General features: G+C 65.2%; 15 protein-coding genes. 7 read left to right on the top strand and 8 right to left on the bottom strand.

The genetic code is table 11. The features are described from left to right. Positions 1–1,521, bottom strand: coding sequence for a DUF1800 domain-containing protein (locus tag VGM61_RS10945; RefSeq protein ID WP_331522844.1), 1,521 nt, complete (start codon positions 1,519–1,521; stop codon positions 1–3). 100 nt (positions 1,522–1,621) lie between these two features. After that, positions 1,622–1,915, bottom strand: coding sequence for a hypothetical protein (locus VGM61_RS10940; RefSeq protein ID WP_331522843.1), 294 nt, complete (start codon positions 1,913–1,915; stop codon positions 1,622–1,624). Between the two features lie 108 nt (positions 1,916–2,023). On the opposite strand from VGM61_RS10940, the gene VGM61_RS10935 reads away from it, so the two are divergent. Then, positions 2,024–2,626: a class I SAM-dependent methyltransferase gene (locus VGM61_RS10935; protein ID WP_331522842.1), complete on the top strand. Its 603-nt coding sequence runs from the start codon at positions 2,024–2,026 to the stop codon at positions 2,624–2,626. Positions 2,627–2,710: 84 nt separating this feature from the next. Here the strand turns inward: VGM61_RS10935 and VGM61_RS10930 are convergent, their stop codons facing one another. After that, positions 2,711–3,475 carry a type II CAAX endopeptidase family protein gene (locus tag VGM61_RS10930; protein ID WP_331522840.1) on the bottom strand — a complete coding sequence of 255 codons (765 nt, stop codon included), beginning with the start codon at positions 3,473–3,475 and terminating at the stop codon, positions 2,711–2,713. A gap of 144 nt (positions 3,476–3,619) precedes the next feature. Here VGM61_RS10930 and VGM61_RS10925 point away from each other — a divergent pair, with 144 nt between their 5' ends. After that, complete coding sequence (locus tag VGM61_RS10925) at positions 3,620–5,167, top strand: TerC family protein (RefSeq protein WP_331522839.1); 1,548 nt, start codon at positions 3,620–3,622, stop codon at positions 5,165–5,167. A 956-nt stretch (positions 5,168–6,123) separates the two neighbouring features. After that, on the top strand, positions 6,124–7,014 hold the full coding sequence (gene ypfJ / locus VGM61_RS10920; protein ID WP_331522838.1) for a KPN_02809 family neutral zinc metallopeptidase: 891 nt from the start codon (positions 6,124–6,126) through the stop codon (positions 7,012–7,014). 90 nt (positions 7,015–7,104) lie between these two features. Here the strand turns inward: ypfJ and VGM61_RS10915 are convergent, their stop codons facing one another. After that, positions 7,105–8,976, bottom strand: coding sequence for a DEAD/DEAH box helicase (locus tag VGM61_RS10915; protein ID WP_331522837.1), 1,872 nt, complete (start codon positions 8,974–8,976; stop codon positions 7,105–7,107). A 163-nt stretch (positions 8,977–9,139) separates the two neighbouring features. On the opposite strand from VGM61_RS10915, the gene fghA reads away from it, so the two are divergent. Next, entirely contained in the window at positions 9,140–9,985 is an 846-nt protein-coding gene (gene fghA, locus VGM61_RS10910) for an S-formylglutathione hydrolase (protein WP_331522836.1), read from the top strand. Next, positions 9,982–10,530, top strand: a complete 549-nt coding sequence (locus VGM61_RS10905) for a GNAT family N-acetyltransferase (protein ID WP_331522835.1) — start codon at positions 9,982–9,984, stop codon at positions 10,528–10,530. The genes fghA and VGM61_RS10905 overlap by 4 nt, the downstream gene beginning before the upstream one ends. Before the next feature lie 66 nt (positions 10,531–10,596). Here VGM61_RS10905 and VGM61_RS10900 read toward each other — a convergent pair whose 3' ends face one another. From VGM61_RS10900 to VGM61_RS10890, 3 genes are all read right to left on the bottom strand, one after another. Beyond that, positions 10,597–11,958 carry a DEAD/DEAH box helicase gene (locus VGM61_RS10900; protein WP_331522834.1) on the bottom strand — a complete coding sequence of 454 codons (1,362 nt, stop codon included), beginning with the start codon at positions 11,956–11,958 and terminating at the stop codon, positions 10,597–10,599. Between the two features lie 223 nt (positions 11,959–12,181). After that, a complete protein-coding gene (locus VGM61_RS10895) occupies positions 12,182–12,928 on the bottom strand; it encodes a class I SAM-dependent methyltransferase (RefSeq protein WP_331522833.1) in 747 nt (248 codons plus the stop codon). Further along, complete coding sequence (locus VGM61_RS10890; RefSeq protein ID WP_331522832.1) at positions 12,925–13,260, bottom strand: EF-hand domain-containing protein; 336 nt, start codon at positions 13,258–13,260, stop codon at positions 12,925–12,927. Before VGM61_RS10890 ends, VGM61_RS10895 begins: the two co-directional genes overlap by 4 nt. Before the next feature lie 156 nt (positions 13,261–13,416). On the opposite strand from VGM61_RS10890, the gene VGM61_RS10885 reads away from it, so the two are divergent. Then, the gene (locus VGM61_RS10885; protein WP_331522831.1) at positions 13,417–14,661 is read left to right on the top strand and encodes an MFS transporter; all 1,245 of its coding nucleotides are present in this window, start codon (positions 13,417–13,419) and stop codon (positions 14,659–14,661) included. A 55-nt stretch (positions 14,662–14,716) separates the two neighbouring features. Further along, complete coding sequence (locus VGM61_RS10880) at positions 14,717–15,202, top strand: peptidylprolyl isomerase (protein WP_331522830.1); 486 nt, start codon at positions 14,717–14,719, stop codon at positions 15,200–15,202. Between the two features lie 68 nt (positions 15,203–15,270). On the opposite strand, the gene VGM61_RS10875 is transcribed toward VGM61_RS10880, so the two are convergent. Then, positions 15,271–15,699, bottom strand: coding sequence for an organic hydroperoxide resistance protein (locus VGM61_RS10875; protein ID WP_331522829.1), 429 nt, complete (start codon positions 15,697–15,699; stop codon positions 15,271–15,273). Between the last annotated feature and the right edge of the window lie 2 nt (positions 15,700–15,701).

Here is a 15,701-nt window from a genome sequence, read left to right as displayed (position 1 = left end):
CTACCTCTGGTTGAACTCGGGGCTGCTCAAAAGGAAGGTGTTCCATTCCACCGGCGACTTCGCCTGTGCCAGGGTGGCCTTCGTGGATTCAGACAGCCATGGCATCAAGGTGGCGGCGACCAGCGGGGAATTCTTAAGACCCGGCGGTGGCAGCCTTGGCGGTGGTGTCTTGTCGCCCGGTAGCGGTTCGGGTGCAAACAGCTGCGGTGCGCCGCCACCGATCGCCCGGGCGATTTCGAAGCGGCGGCTCAACTGGCCCGAACTGCTCCATGCACCACCATCGAGCGACCAGCCGTCCGGTGTGAGACGGCCAAAGGTTGGCTGCGCCATCTGTTGCGCCCAGCGCAGTATCGGCATCGGGCTCACCACTGGCTTGCCATCAAGGGTAAGTCGCAGCGCCGAGGCAATGAAGCGGTTCGGGTCCTTGAATTTCACCGGAGGCATCGCATTGAGCTCCGGTGCGGTGAACAGGGTGCGCATGACCTGCGCGATATCCCCATCGGTACGCAGGAATGTATCAGCCAGGCGGTTCAGCAGGGCCGGCGGTGGGTTGTCGCCGGCGAAGTACACGGCGATCTTCCGCGTGATGAATTTCGCGCAGGCGGGCGTGCGCGTGAGCTGGGTGACCGCGTGTTCGATTTCGTCGAAACCGCTGCCCTTGATCGGCCGTCCCATCAGCACCTTGTCGCTGAAGTCGTGCCGCGCCGGGTTGAATTCGAACAGGTTCTCGTAACGGTAGTAAGGCAACAGCCTGGGCGGCAACTTGCGCGCGGTGTCGTCGAGCTTCACGCCGACGCCGGTCAACACCAGCGCCATCTGCTGTACGTCGGCCTGGGTGTATCCGCCGTCCACGCCCAGCGTATGCAGCTCCATCAGTTCGCGGGCATAGTTCTCGTTGACGTGGCCCCTGGCGTTCTTGGAGTTATCCAGGAAGTCGAGCATGGCCGGGCTGGTAAGGGTCGCCATCACCAGGTCGCGGAACTTGCCCAGGGCATTCGGACGGATCACCCGGTCAGCGTAGTCGCCGACAAACAGGCGCACGCGCGCCTTGTCGCCGAATACGCTGAAGTGGTTCAGCCAGAACCAGGTGAGCTGCTCGCGAAGCTGGTCGCGGCCATACACCTCGTGCAGCATGATGGTGGCCCGGGTTTCCTGCTCCAGCACCTGGCCTCGCTGGCGAAGATCCTTGCGAGCCTGTACCTGTTGGGGTCCGTCGGGCATCGCGCGGATCACCTTCTGGGCGTCACGGAATTGCACGGCCAGGTCTTTCAGCGGGGTCTTCGTTACGGTCAGGCTGCGCACGAAAGCATCGATGGCTGGCGGCAGCGAGGTGTCGCTGCCGCGCAATTGTTCCTCGAGGAAGGCTTCGCGCCCTTCACGCTGATAGGTTTCAAGCGTCTGGGTATCGGCGCCGAAGCCCACGCGCGAAAGCCAGGTGATGTCATCGCGCCCGACCGGCGCGGCTTGCGCACAGGCGACGGGGAAGAGGGCCAGGGCAACGATCAGGTGGCGTCGGGTCACGCGAGGGTCCTTCTCCATGGAAGCTAAGAAGGAAACGCGCGACACCGCGATTGGTTAACCGGTCATGTTCGGTCGCCATTCACCGGCCGCGTTTTACCCATCAGAATTCGTCGACGATCTCCACTCCCGAGCCTGACCGGCGCGCGTAAAGCTCCGCCGCTTCGCGCACGGTGTCGGCATGACTGCGATTTGGCGCCTGCACCTCAAGGTAGTAGGTGCTGCTGCCACCCCCCATGTCGTCGGAATTTTCAGATGAACTGGAATCGTCGCGCATCACCGGCATCATGTCGTCCACTTCCTCGACATGCTCGATGCCCTCGATGCCGTGCAGCACATTGATCAGCGAATCGACGTCCTCGCGATTACCGGTAAAGCGGATGCGGATCATGGCCATGGATTCAGGCTCCTTGTCGCGGGAAGGCCTATCGTGGGACGCGCCGTGTGTGCCCCGGGTCAAGACGCCGCTACCATGCGCGTTCGCAGCACATTCAAAGAGGGCCCCATGGCCGACAAGCAGTACGACCGCCGCTACTTCGACAAGTGGTACCGCCATCCCCGCCATAGCGTGCAATCGCGTGCGGAGCTTCAGCGGAAGGTGGCCATGGTGGTGGCGCAGGCCGAGTACTACCTTGGCCGGCCCCTGCGCAATGTGCTTGATGTGGGTTGCGGCGAAGGCAACTGGCGGGCGGTCCTCAGGAAGTTGCGGCCTGGTATCGATTACCGCGGCCTGGACGCCAGTCCCTACGTGGTGGAGCGGTTCGGCCGCAGCCGCAGCATTGGCCTTGCTACCTTCGGCCAGCTCGAACACCTGCGCTTCGATGATCGTTTCGACCTCATCGTATGCACCGATGTACTGCACTACCTGCGCCCGGCGGAGATCCGCAAGGGCCTGGCCGGCATCGGTGAGATGCTCGAGGGCATCGCTTTCCTTGAGCTCTACACCAGCAAGGACGACGTCGCCGGAGACCACGACGGATTCTTCTCTCGAGCCCCGGCCTGGTACCTGCGGCAGTTCGGCGATGCCGGCCTTTTGCCGTGCGGCTCACACTGCTACCTGGGCCCGCGCCTGGAACGCCACGTCGCCGCCCTCGAGCGCGCCTGGTAACCCCATAAGGGGTCAGAGTCATTTTGGGATCGACGAGTGTGCGAACGCACCACTTAATGACTCTGACCCATTTACGGCTTGTCGCTAGTGCATGGCGACGAACCAGGCACCGGCGGCTATGAGGTTGTTCGCGCCGTGCGCCAGCACCGCCGGCCAGATCGATCCGCTGCGCACGCGTAGCCACCCGCACACCCAGCCGAGCAGGAACAGGTTGGGCAGGGCGTAAGCGGCGCCATGGAGGTCCGGCAGGTGGACCAGGGCGAACAGCGCGGCACTGGCGGTGATGGCGAAGGCCGACGACATGTGCTGGCTGAGAGCGCCCAGGAACACCCCGCGGAACAGGGTTTCTTCAACCATCGGGCCCACGCTCACCACTACCAGCAGCAGCACCACCCGGGCGCCGAAAGGCGTGCCACGGCCGATTTCGGTGATGGTCTGGCCCAGGTCCTGGCCGTGTGCGAGCCAGCTGGTCAGGATGCCGCCGACGATGGGTACGACGAAGCCCAGTCCCGCTGCCGTGACCAGGAACCGGTCCGATGCGCGGACGAAACCCAGGCCCGGCAGGCGCCCGGCGTCGAGCCAGGAGCTCCAGCGCCAGCGCACCAAAGCCATGATCATCGCCGTAGCCAGCAGCAGGGTAACCACCACCACCGTCGGTAATCGCAGCGCCGGCGCCAGGCCCGCGGAACCTGCGTCCAGCATCAGGTTGTCGATGACCAGGATCGACTGGCCGACGATGGCGCCCACGGCCAACTGCAGGAGGAAATAGACCGCGATCAACACCAGTGCTTCCCACCAGCGCGGCGGCGGCTGAGTGGCAGGGGTGGGAAGATCGATGGCGTGGCTCACGTGCTTTTTGTTCCGTTATGCGTTTACGGCAAGGTGGCGCCCTTATGCCTTGGGCGCAAGGGCGTCTTCCGGCAGGGGTGTTGCGGCAGCCGTGTATGATCGGCTGTTCCTGAATGGAGGAATCCCGGCGCCTGCCGCCGACCCATGTTCGTTTTCGACTGGCTATCCGACCCCTCGGCCTGGGCAGGCCTCCTGACGTTGATCGTCCTGGAGATCGTGCTGGGTATCGACAACCTCGTGTTCGTCGCCATCCTTGCCGACAAGCTTCCACCGGGACTGCGCGACCGGGCACGCTTGCTGGGCCTGGGCATGGCCCTGGTCATGCGCCTGGGCCTGCTGGCGGTGATGTCATGGCTGATTGCGCTCACCCAGCCGCTGTTCGACATCCATGGCTTCGGCCTGTCGTGGCGGGACATCATCCTGTTGGTTGGCGGTGCTTTCCTGTTGTTCAAGGCCACCCTGGAACTGCACGAGCGCCTGGAGGCGGGCGACGACGGCGATGGCCGCGGCGGGAAGCCTGCGAGCTTCTGGCTGGTGGTGGTCCAGATCGTCGTGCTCGACGCGGTGTTCTCGCTCGACTCGGTGATCACCGCGGTGGGCATGGTCGATCACCTGTCGATCATGATGATTGGCGTGGTGGTGGCGATGCTGCTGATGATCACCGCGTCCAAGCCTTTGACGGAATTCGTCAACGCGCGGCCCACGGTGGTGATCCTGTGCCTGAGCTTCCTGTTGATGATCGGCTTCAGCCTGGTCGCCGAAGGCTTCGGCTTCCACATCCCCAAGGGATACCTGTACGCGGCGATCGGCTTCTCTATCATGATCGAGACCTTCAACCAGACCATGCGCCGCAACCGCCGGAAGAACGTCGCCGGCGGCGTGCGCGGCATGCGTGCGCGGGCTGCCAAGGCCGTGTTGCGGATGCTCGGTGGCGATGAAGAAGATGCATCCCGCAGCAAGCCTACCGAGCCTGAGGCCGGGAACGAATCGGTGTTCGGCAAGGACGAACTGGCGATGGTGCAGGGCGTGCTTGACCTCTCGCAGCGCCCGGTACGCTCGATCATGACGCCGCGCACGGCGATTGTCTGGATCGATCCTGATGAAGACGTCCAGACGCTTCGGGACGAAGCCCGCCAATCGCCACATCACTGGCTCCCGCTGGCCCGCGGCGACCTGGACGCCCTGGTCGGCCTGGCCTCGTCCCGGGACCTGATGGCAAGCCTGGCCGAGCACGGCCGGGTGGATGTCGATGTCATCGCGCGCAAGCCCATCACCGTGCTTGAATCGCTGAGCGTGCTGCGCCTGATCGACGAATTCCGCCGCTCACCGTTACAGGTGGCGATCGTGGTTGACGAATACGGCAGCGTGCTCGGCCTCGCCACTCCCGCCGATGTGCTCGAAGCGATCGCCGGCGAATTCCCCGACGAGGCCCAGGGCGACCCGGCTGCCGTCAGCGAATCCGACGGCGCGTGGCTGTTCGATGGCAGCCTGGACTTCCGCCGCGTCGGCCACCTGCTCGATACCGAATTCACCGCCGACGACAGCTTCTCCACGCTGGCAGGGTTCGTGTTGCAGCACATGGGCCGCATGCCCGAAGCGGGTGATGCGTTTGCGGTAGCCGCGTGGCGGTTCGAGGTTGTCGCCATGGACGGGGCTCGCGTGCAGCGGGTCCGCGCTTCGCGCGGGGTGTAGGTCCGCTTCGCGGGGGGTGCCGGCTTCGCCGGGGGTGTGACGCTGCCGCGGGGTGCCGGCGCTGCGCGCCGGGTCTTGTCCCCCTGCCGGGGGACGCGTTCATTCTTTTTGCTTGCCCAAAAAGAACCGAACCAAGAAAAAGGGCACCCCGGGTTGCGGTGGCCTGCGCGCCTTTGGCGCTTCGGCGCGGGAGGGATCGCGGGGCCGGGTGAGCGCGCTTCCATGCGCGCGCACCCGGTGTCGGCATCCATGCCTCCACCCCTGCGGGGCCTTTTCCGCGCCCCCTCCCTCACCTCCACACGGGGCCCCGGAAGGGCTGATCGCCGTGGCTGTGCGCTTCGCGCGGATGCCAGTAGGCCCTTACGTCGCCCCCCAATGTTTGGAGCAATTGGTTACTGGGGGTCTGAGTCCTAGTGCGTGAGCGTCGACATGGCGGACCGGACCTCGAAGAGAGGAAGGACATTGCACTCAATTGCGATGTCTCGTCGGCATCGCACTCAATCACTATGACTCTGACCCCTAATGGCGTAATGGCGTAATGGCACATTAGTGGTGCAACGTAGGAAGCGTCTGCGCGCAGCGCACAGCGCCCGACACCGTGCGAGCGTTTCGGGGCCCCGTGGAGGGATCGAGGGAGGCGGGCCGGAAAAGGCCCCGCAGGGGTGGCGGCATGGATGCCGCCATCGGCTCCGCGCGCCGGGAGCGCGCTGAGCCGACCCCGGCCCGTCTCCCGGCCGCGCAGCGGCGAGCCCGACCCGGGGTGCCCTTTTTTCTTGGTTCGGTTCTTTTTTGGGCAAGCAAAAAAGAATGAACGCGTCCCCCGGCAGGGGGCAAGACCCGGCGCGCAGCGCCGACACCCCGCGGCAGCGCCACACCCCCGGCGAAGCCGGCAACCCCGCGAAAGCGCCGCCACTGCTATCGTGCGCCTTACCGAAAGGCCGAACGGGGAGAAGGCCATGCTCTGGCAGAAAGGTCGTCGTAGCGACAACGTCGAGGATGTGGGATCCGGGGGCGGTGGGCGGGGATTTGGCGGCGGCGGGTTCGGCGGGGGGCGTGGGCTGGGACTGGGCGGGATCGTGATCCTGGCCATCCTGGGGCTGGTGTTCTTCAAGGATCCGACGGCGCTTTTGCAGGGCGACCAGGGTGGTGCACCGGTGCAGACCCAGCAGCGGGCGGCGCCGCAACCGGGGGCGGCCAGTGCCACGCCGGAGCAGAAGGATTTCGTGCGGGCGATCCTGGGCGATACCGAAGACACCTGGCATCAGATATTCCAGGAGAAAGGGAAGACTTATGTCGACCCGAAGCTGGCGCTATTCCGCGGTAGCGTGAATACCGCGTGCGGTTCGGCGTCGGCGGCGGTGGGGCCGTTCTATTGCCCGGGCGACCAGGTCGTTTACCTGGACGTGGATTTCTTCGATGAGCTCAGCAGCCGGTTTCATGCGGCGGGCGATTTCGCCCGGGCTTACGTGATCGCCCACGAGGTAGGCCACCATGTGCAGGAACAGTTGGGCATCTTCGACAAGGTGGCGCAGGCGCGGCGCTCGGGCGCGCGTATGGAGGGGGCCGATGGCCTTTCGGTGCGGCAGGAATTGCAGGCGGATTGTTTTGCCGGCGTATGGGCCAACCGGGGGCAGCAGCGCAACAAATGGCTGGAGCCAGGGGACATCGAATCGGCCATGACAGCGGCAACGGCCATTGGCGACGACGCTCTGCAACAGCAGGCTCAGGGACGCGTGGTGCCGGATTCGTTCACGCATGGCACCTCGGCGCAGCGGGTGAAATGGTTCAAGGCGGGGTTCGCTAGCGGCGATCCGAACAGCTGCAATACTTTCGTCGGCGTGCCCTGATAAAGGAAAGGGTCGAAGCTGAACTTCGACCGCTCTCCATCAAGCGACCGCACTTTCCTGCATCCGCATCCAGGTTCAAACCACCAGCAATCAAGTCCGACGCGGCGGCTTCTTGCCCAGGTACGGCTTCTTGCCGTGCGGCTTGTCGCCACTGAAGCGACGCGGCGGCGGAGGCGGCGCGCTGCTTCCAGCTTCTTCCTGCCCGTTCCATTCGGCGATCTGCAGTTTCTGGCCCGACACCCAGACAGCTTTCAGGTGGGTGAAGACTTCCGGGGGCATGCCCTCGGGGAGGTCGATCAGGCTGTAGTGGCCGCGGATGGAAAGACGGCCGATGAACTGGCTGTCGATATTGGCTTCGTTGGCCACTGCACCGACGATGTTGCCGGGCTTTACGCCGTGGTCGTGGCCCACTTCAAGGCGGTAGGTACGCTTGCCGTGTTCGGTGACGTGCTCGCGCATGGCGCGGGCTGGGGCCGGGCGGCGTTCGGCGGAATCGAATTCCCGGCGGGGGGGAGCGTCGCGGCCGTGGTCGCTTCGCCGTGCGCGGTCGTCGCGTGACGGCCGGTCCGGTCGGTCGGTGCGCTCGGTACGCTGCGGACGCTCGGTGAATTCCCGGCGTGCGGGAGGCTCCAGCAGCAGGGGCTGGTCGCCCTGGGCGATGCGGGCCAGGGCAGCGGCGATCTCGACTGCCGGCACGTTGTTTTCCTGCTCGTACTGCTCGATCAGCTGCTGGAACAACTGCAGGCCGCCGGTGGCCAGCGACTCGCCGATACGGGTCTTGAACTTGGCGATACGCTGGTCGTTCACCGCTTCCACGGTGGGCAGCTGCATCTGTTCGATCGGCTGGCGGGTGGCGTTTTCGATTGCGCGCAGGAGGTTGCGCTCGCGCGGGGTCACGAAGAGGATCGCTTCGCCGCTGCGCCCGGCGCGGCCGGTGCGGCCGATGCGGTGCACGTAGCTTTCGGTGTCGGTGGGGATGTCGTAGTTCAGCACGTGGCTGATGCGCTCGACATCAAGCCCGCGGGCGGCGACGTCGGTGGCCACCAGGATATCGAGCTTGCCATCCTTCAACTGGGCGATCACGCGCTCGCGCTGCGGCTGGGCGATATCGCCGTTGATCGCGGCGGCGGCGAATCCGCGCGCCTGCAGTTTCTCGGCGAGCTCTTCGGTGGCCTGCTTGGTGCGCGTGAAGATGATCATCGCGTCGAACGATTCGGCTTCAAGGATGCGGGTGAGTGCGTCGAGCTTGTGCACGCCGCTGACCCACCAGTAGCGCTGGCGGATATTGGCGGCGGTGGTGGTCTTGGTTTTGATCGTGACTTCGACCGGGTTTTTCAGGTGCCTTTGCGCGATACGCCGGATCTGCGAGGGCATGGTGGCCGAGAACAGCGCAACCTGGCGCGTCTCGGGCGTAGCCTGAAGCACTTTCTCGACATCATCGACGAAGCCCATGCGCAGCATTTCGTCGGCTTCGTCCAGCACAAGGAAACGTAGCTCGGAAAGATCGAGCGTGCCCTTGTCCATGTGGTCGATCACGCGGCCCGGTGTACCCACCACGATGTGCGCGCCGCGGCGCAGGCCATGCAGCTGCGGGCCGTAGCTCTGGCCGCCGTAGATCGGCAGCACCTGGAAGCCGGGTATGTAGGTGGCGTACTTCTGGAAAGCCTCGGCTACCTGGATCGCCAGTTCGCGCGTGGGTGCCAGCACCAATGCCTGCGGCTTGCCATGGGTAATGTTGATGCGCGAGAGGATCGGCAGGGCGAAAGCGGCCGTCTTGCCGGTGCCCGTCTGCGCCTGGCCCAGGACATCCCGGCCCTCAAGCATCGAAGGGATGATCGCGGCCTGGATCGGCGAGGGTGTCTCGTAACCCACTTCGGTGAGCACGCGGGCGACGTTCGGCTCGAGGGCGAGCGCGCTGAACCCGGGCGTGGCCGGGGTGGTTTCGGAAGCAGGGGAAGACATGGGAACCTCGGGGAACATGGGACGCGCCAACGGCCTTTGCGGCGGGGCGAAGCGGGCATTCTAGCAGCCACGGGCACCGCCTGCAGAATTTTTGCTGCAATGCGGTGGGGTAGACTTGCCGGTCGCGAGTGGTTCGCATTCATTCACGGGAAAAGGTCGTTCGATGACAGGCATCGAGGTCATAACCGAACAGCGCAGTTTCGGCGGAACCCAGGGGTTTTACCGACACGAATCGACCGTCTGCAGTGGTCCGATGAAGTTCGCGCTGTACTTGCCGCCACAGGCCGCCGATGGCCCGGTACCTGTCGTGTACTGGCTGTCCGGGCTCACTTGCACGGAGGAGACCTTCACCATCAAGGCGGGCGCCCAGCGCGTCGCGGCTGAACTGGGGCTGGCACTGGTGATGCCAGACACCAGCCCCCGCGGCACGGGCTTGGAGGGCGCCACCGGCGACTGGGAGTTTGGCGAGGGCGCGGGTTTCTACCTCGATGCCACGCAGGCACCGTGGTCGTCGCGCTTCAACATGGGCTCCTATGTGGCGCGCGAACTGCCCACCCTGGTTGAGCAGGGTTTTCCCCTTGACCGGACGCGCCGTGGCATTTTCGGCCACTCCATGGGCGGCCATGGCGCGCTGGTCACGGCGCTGCGCCATCCCGGGCGTTATCGCTCGCTATCTGCGTTCGCCCCGATCGTGGCGCCCTCGCAGGTTCCGTGGGGTGAAAAGGCTTTTGGGCGTTACCTCGGCGACGACCGCGAGGCGTGGAAAGCCTTCGATGCCTGCGAGCTGGTGAAGAAGCAGAGGTTCGATGGCGAAATCCTCGTCGACCAGGGCCTGGCCGACCCATTCCTTGCTAGCCAGCTGAAACCCGGTTTGTTCGAAGCGGCTTGCGCGTTGGCTGAACAGCCCCTGCGCATTCGCCGCCACGAAGCCTACGATCACAGCTACTACTTCATCTCTAGCTTCATCGAAGACCACCTGCGCCACCACGCATCGGCTTTGCGCACATGAGTACGCCTGTCCTGCGCACGCCTCGCACGGAATGCCGGCTGGCCCGCATCCCCGATGCCAGGGCCGTGCATGCCTATCGCATCGAGAACCGGGCGCACCTGGCGCCATGGGAACCCTTGCGCGAGGACGGTTACTACACGCTGGAAGGCGCTCGCACCTCGATCGTGCAGTGGTCGAGCGTATCGCGGGCAGGTGTTGCATGGCCTTTCGTCATCTTCGAGCCCGATAGCGGCCAGATGATCGGCTCGTTCACTTTCGCCAATATCGTTCGCGGTGTGTTCCAGGCCGCGCACCTGGGTTACGGGCTGGCCGCGGCATGGCAAGGGCAGGGCGTGATGGCCGAGGCACTGCGCGCTGGCCTGCAGTATGCCTTTGGACCACTCGACCTGCACCGCGTAATGGCCAACTACATGCCACGCAACGAGCGGAGCGGACAATTGCTGCAGGCGCTGGGCTTCGAACGCGAAGGCATGGCGCGTGGATTCCTGAAGATCCACGGCGTGTGGGAAGACCACGTGCTCACGTCCAAAGTGCGCGACGACTAGGCCGCGGCGACTTGAAAGGAAAAGGCCGCTTTCGCGGCCTTCTCCATCTCGCATCGTTGGCTTGGCTCAGGCCTTGTTGCTGGCCGCGCCGCCACGGCGGTTGCGCCGGCGCTTGTTGCCGGCGGCGTGCTCGCCGCCACCATTGTTCACATGGCCGTGCGGACGGTGCGTGGCCGGTGGGCGCTGGCCCGGCTTGCCGTCGCGCGAACCGCTGCGCTGTGGACGCTGGCCCTGGGGCTGGCGCTGGGCCTGCTTCGGACGAGGTGCCGCTGCATCGGTGCGCAGCGGCGTGGACGGCTCGAAGCCGGCCATGTCGCTCACGTTGAGCTCGTCTTTCAGCAAACGACGGATGTCGCGCAGCAGGCCGGCTTCGTCGTGGCTGACCAGCGAGATCGCCTGGCCGTCGGAACCGGCACGGCCGGTACGGCCGATACGGTGCACGTAGTCTTCGGCCACCATCGGCAGGTCGTAGTTGATCACGACCGGCAGCTGGTCGATGTCGATGCCACGCGCGGCGATGTCGGTTGCCACCAGCACCGTGATCTTGTTGGATTTGAAATCCGACAGGGCCTTGGTGCGGGCGTTCTGGCTCTTGTTGCCGTGAATGGCAGCGGCGCGGATGCCGGAGACTTCCAGGTGGCGAACGAGCTTGTCGGCGCCATGCTTGGTACGGCTGAACACCAGCGTCTGGCGGCGGCTGTCGACCGACAGGATGTGCAGCAGCAGGTCGCGCTTCCTTTCGGCGTCCACCGGGTGCACGTGGTGGGTGACCAGGGCGGCCACCGAGTTGGCGGGAGTGACCGACACCTCGCGCGGATTGCGCATGAATTCACGAGCAAGCGCCTTGATCTCCGGCGCGAAGGTGGCCGAGAACAACAGGGTTTGCCGGTTCTGCTTGGGCAGCGCGTTGAGGATGCGCTTCAACGCCGGCAGGAAGCCCATGTCGAGCATGCGGTCGGCTTCGTCGAGCACGAGCACGTCGATCTTGGAGAGATCCACCGAACGCTGCTGCATGTGGTCGATCAGGCGGCCTGGGGTAGCCACGATGATGTCCACGCCGCGGCGCAGTGCCGTGAGCTGGTTGCCCATGCCCACGCCGCCAAAGATGACGGTGGAAGACAGGCGCAGGTGGCGGCCGTACTCGCGCACGTTGTCATGCACCTGGGCGGCAAGTTCGCGGGTCGGCGTGAGTACCAGCGCGCGCACCGGACGACGGCCGTCGCCCTGGGTCTTATCGGAGAGGCGTTGCAACAGCGGCAATGCGAAGGCCGCCGTCTTGCCGGTGCCGGTCTGGGCAGCGGCCATGAGGTCGGCGCCCTCGAGCACCAGCGGGATCGCCGCGGCCTGGATGGGGGTAGGTTCGGTGTAGCCCTGTTCGGACAACGCACGAAGAAGCGCGGGCGCAAGGCCCAGCGACTCGAAGGACATGGAAAAACTCCTGATGTGCCCGGGCGCTCCCTGATACCGCGCCTCAAGCTGGTGATTTCACGGCCGCCCATCGAATGAGGGGCTGGCCGGTGCCGTGCGCGCAACCGGGGTGGGGGATCGGGCGGGGGAATGTCCCTCGCCGATGAGTCCGCAAGGGAGTCGGGGGCGTCTACGAGCCGGACAAGTGTATCAGGCTTGGACTTCTCGTGCGACCTGGGCCCGTTCAGGCACGCCGTCCGACCAATAAGTAGCTATTGAACGGGGTACGGCCGCGCAGGGGCTGCATCGATACGCGGAGCCCCGCGTCGCGCAAGGGCGCCTGGATTTCCTCGGCAAGGGGGTAGTGCTGGGCACCGCCGGGAATCCAGCCTGAGGCCCGGAGAATGTGTTCTTCCCATACCGTGAAGCGGAACCGCCAGTTGGGTTCACGGACTACATTGCGCAGGATCAGTACCCCACCCGGTGCCACCAGCGAGGCGGCGGCCGAGAGCAGGTCCGGTTGTCGTTCGCGGGGCAGGTAGTGCAGCACGTCCAGCATGGCCACGTCGCCCTGCAGGTCATGGGCGTCCGCGGCATCACCATGTTGCAATTGCACGCGCCGGTCGATGCCGCCGCGGGCGAGCGCGACCTTGCCGACCTCGATCTTGCGTGCGTCGTGGTCGGTACCGATGTAGCGGTCGAGCAGGCCGCAGCCGTGCAGGTAGTGCGCCAGCAGGCCGATGCCGCAACCGATGTCGAACAGCGGCAGGGCGCTATTGCCACGCACGCGCGCCGCCGCCGCATATACCGGATCGGCTGCAAGCTTGAAGCCGATGTAAAGCCGCTGGTTGAATGTGCTGAAGCGGCGGGCAATGCGCCGGCGGGCACGGCGGTCCAGGTGGGGTACGTCGATGGCGGGAATCCTGGTCGTCCTCGGCGGCGAACCATCGAGCCGGTGCGACGTGCCCGCACCGGCTTCAGGTTCGATCAATGCTGGCCGGCACCGGGCGGTTTGGCGGCGACATAGGTGTTGTATTCGGCAGGCGACAGGCGGCCGTTGTGGTCCGCGTCGGCCTCGCCGAAATGTGCACGCAACTGCTTCAGTGCGTCGACGTCCTTGGGGATGTCGCTACGACCGAGCGACCCCTTGTGGTTTTTATCCAAGTCATCGAATGACGGCGCTTCGCCGGAGGTCGACGACGTGGTCGACGCGCTCATGGGCGCCTGGTTTGGATGCGGCTGGGGTTGCGCCGCCTGCAGGGCGAGTGCGGGGCCGGCCAGAAGGGTGATGGCGCCGGCGGCGAGGACATGACGAAGCTGCATGGGTGGCTCCTCCGTGGTTGGTCCGCTTGAGTCTATCCCCACAATGTCCTCGCCGTGTGAGCCGGATGTTTCAGGTCCGGAGGAATTTAAGGGGCAGATCAATGCCCCGCACCCGGTTACACTTCCCCGGGCCTCCGTCGGTCAACAAGGCTGATCATGTCGTTCCTTTCCCCCCTGCGAGAATTGGATCGGACCCAGCGGCACACGGTCCTTGCAAGTTTTCTCGGCTGGACGCTCGACGCATTCGACTATTTCCTGCTGACCTTCGTCATCGTCGGCATCTCCAACGAGTTCAAGGTTTCGCCCAAGGAAGTGACCTTCGGCCTGTTCCTTACGCTGGCGGCGCGTCCGATCGGCGCCTTGCTGTTTGGCCGCCTGGCCGACCGTTTCGGGCGCCGCCCGATCCTGATGCTCGATGTGATCCTGTTTTCCGCCTTCGAACTGGCGACCGCGTTTTCCTCTTCGCTCACCATGCTGCTGGTACTGCGCTTCTTCTTCGGCGTGGCGATGGGCGGCGAGTGGGGCCTGGGTGCCTCGCTCGCGATGGAGTCGGTACCGCCCAAGGCGCGTGGCCTGGTTTCCGGGTTGCTGCAAAGCGGCTATCCCTGCGGTTTCTTCCTCGGTGCCCTGGCCAACTGGCTGCTGATCGACCATATCGGTTGGCGCGGCTTGTTCGTGGTCGGCGCGGCGCCTGCCTTGCTGGTGCTCTACATCCGCCGCTCGGTGCCCGAATCCCCTGTATGGGAGGCAAGCCGCGCCGAGCACGGCAAGCGCAGCCTCACCGAATCGATGCGCGGCCACTGGAAGCTGGCGATCTACATGACCTTGTTGATGGCTGCCTTCAACATGTTCAGCCACGGCTCGCAGGATCTCTATCACACCTTTGAGGAGAAGAGCCTGCACCTGCCGACAGGGTCGGGCGCAGCCTTCATGCTGGTGGCCATGCTGAACCTGGGGGCGATGGTCGGCGGCCTGTGCTTTGGCGCCTGGTCCGAACGCATTGGCCGGCGTCGGGCTATGGTGATCGCAGCTTTGCTGGCGATCCCGGTGATTCCGCTGTGGATGCATGGTGGTTCGCTGCTGCTGTTGGCGATCGGTGCCTTCCTGATCCAGGTGATGGTGCAGGGCGCCTGGGGCGTGGTGCCAACGCACCTGAACGAGCTGTCGCCCGATGGCGTACGCGGCACGCTGCCGGGCTTTGCCTATCAGATCGGCAACCTGCTGGCCGCCTACACCGGCAACGCCCAGCTGCTGATTGCCGACTGGCATGGCGGCGACCTGGCCTTTGCCATGGGGCTGTGGATTGCCGTGGTGGCAGTGATCCTTGCCCTCCTGGCCGGATTCGGCCCGGAGGCCCGCGGCGTGGGTTTCGGCACCGGGCGTAAAGCCCCGTCGACGTGACTTGGGCACCACCCAGCCGCTAACATGACCGGTTTGCACCCCAGAGAACATCCCCATGCAGGCTGCGAAGGACAAGGTCATCTCGTTCCACTACACCCTCACCGTCGACGGTGAGAAAGTGGAAACCTCCCGCGAAGGCGGTGAACCGTTGTGGATCCTGCTCGGCCACGGCCAGCTGATCCCGGGCCTTGAAGCCGGCCTTGAAGGCAAGTCCGCGGGCGACACCTTCGAAGTCACCATCGCGCCCGAGCAGGGCTACGGCGAGCGCCGCGACGGCCAGACCCAGCGCGTGCCCAAGAAGTACGTCCCGAACGCTGCCAAAGCCAAGGTCGGCCAGACCATCGTGCTTGCGCTGAAGGAAGGCGGCCAGCGCGTGGTGACGGTACAGAAGGTGGGCATGACCACGATCGACGTGGACCTCAATCATCCGATGGCTGGCAAGACACTCACCTTCGCCATCGATGTCGATCTGGTACGCGACGCCACCGAAGAAGAGCTCAAGCACGGCCACGCTCATCCGAAGGGCGACGGCGAACATTGATATCCTGAGCTAGCCGGCAACAACAAAAAAGGCGCCTAAGGGCGCCTTTTTTGTTGCCGAAAGATCGATCAGACCAGCGCGATCTCAACGTCGACGTTGCCGCGCGTGGCGTGCGAGTACGGGCAGATGTCGCGGTGGGCGGTGTCCACCAGTTCCTGTGCGGTGGCCTTGTCCACGCCTTCCAGGTGTACGTCAAGCTTTACCTTGAGGCCGAAACCGGTCGGTTCACGCGGACCGATGCCGACATGGGCGGTGACCGATGCATCCTTCAGGGCGATCTTTTTCTCACGGGCGACGTGGCGCGTGGCGCTTTCGAAACAGGCCGCATACCCGGCGGCGAACAGCTGCTCCGGGTTGCTGCCGACGGCGCCGGCACCGCCCAGCTCCTTCGGGGTCCTCAGGTCGATGTCGATCACGCCGTCGCTGGATTTGGCGTGGCCGTCGCGGCCGCCGCTAACCGTGGCGGTGGCGGTGTAAAGAATCTTGCTGACGCTCATGG

Source organism: Pinirhizobacter sp., assembly GCF_036499745.1.
GTDB lineage: Bacteria > Pseudomonadota > Gammaproteobacteria > Xanthomonadales > Rhodanobacteraceae > Pinirhizobacter.
Note: the sequence above shows the minus strand (reverse complement) of the source record. Positions and strands in the feature narration are given on the sequence as shown.

What these genes read in the sequence shown, in the direction of transcription:
- VGM61_RS10940 (WP_331522843.1), bottom strand. Translation starts at nt 1,915, where the DNA reads ATGGCCATGATCCGCATCCGCTTTACCGGTAATCGCGAGGACGTCGAT.
- VGM61_RS10935 (WP_331522842.1), top strand. Translation starts at nt 2,024, where the DNA reads ATGGCCGACAAGCAGTACGACCGCCGCTACTTCGACAAGTGGTACCGC.
- VGM61_RS10925 (WP_331522839.1), top strand. Translation starts at nt 3,620, where the DNA reads ATGTTCGTTTTCGACTGGCTATCCGACCCCTCGGCCTGGGCAGGCCTC.
- ypfJ (WP_331522838.1), top strand. Translation starts at nt 6,124, where the DNA reads ATGCTCTGGCAGAAAGGTCGTCGTAGCGACAACGTCGAGGATGTGGGA.
- VGM61_RS10915 (WP_331522837.1), bottom strand. Translation starts at nt 8,976, where the DNA reads ATGTCTTCCCCTGCTTCCGAAACCACCCCGGCCACGCCCGGGTTCAGC.
- fghA (WP_331522836.1), top strand. Translation starts at nt 9,140, where the DNA reads ATGACAGGCATCGAGGTCATAACCGAACAGCGCAGTTTCGGCGGAACC.
- VGM61_RS10905 (WP_331522835.1), top strand. Translation starts at nt 9,982, where the DNA reads ATGAGTACGCCTGTCCTGCGCACGCCTCGCACGGAATGCCGGCTGGCC.
- VGM61_RS10900 (WP_331522834.1), bottom strand. Translation starts at nt 11,958, where the DNA reads ATGTCCTTCGAGTCGCTGGGCCTTGCGCCCGCGCTTCTTCGTGCGTTG.
- VGM61_RS10890 (WP_331522832.1), bottom strand. Translation starts at nt 13,260, where the DNA reads ATGCAGCTTCGTCATGTCCTCGCCGCCGGCGCCATCACCCTTCTGGCC.
- VGM61_RS10885 (WP_331522831.1), top strand. Translation starts at nt 13,417, where the DNA reads ATGTCGTTCCTTTCCCCCCTGCGAGAATTGGATCGGACCCAGCGGCAC.
- VGM61_RS10880 (WP_331522830.1), top strand. Translation starts at nt 14,717, where the DNA reads ATGCAGGCTGCGAAGGACAAGGTCATCTCGTTCCACTACACCCTCACC.
- VGM61_RS10875 (WP_331522829.1), bottom strand. Translation starts at nt 15,699, where the DNA reads ATGAGCGTCAGCAAGATTCTTTACACCGCCACCGCCACGGTTAGCGGC.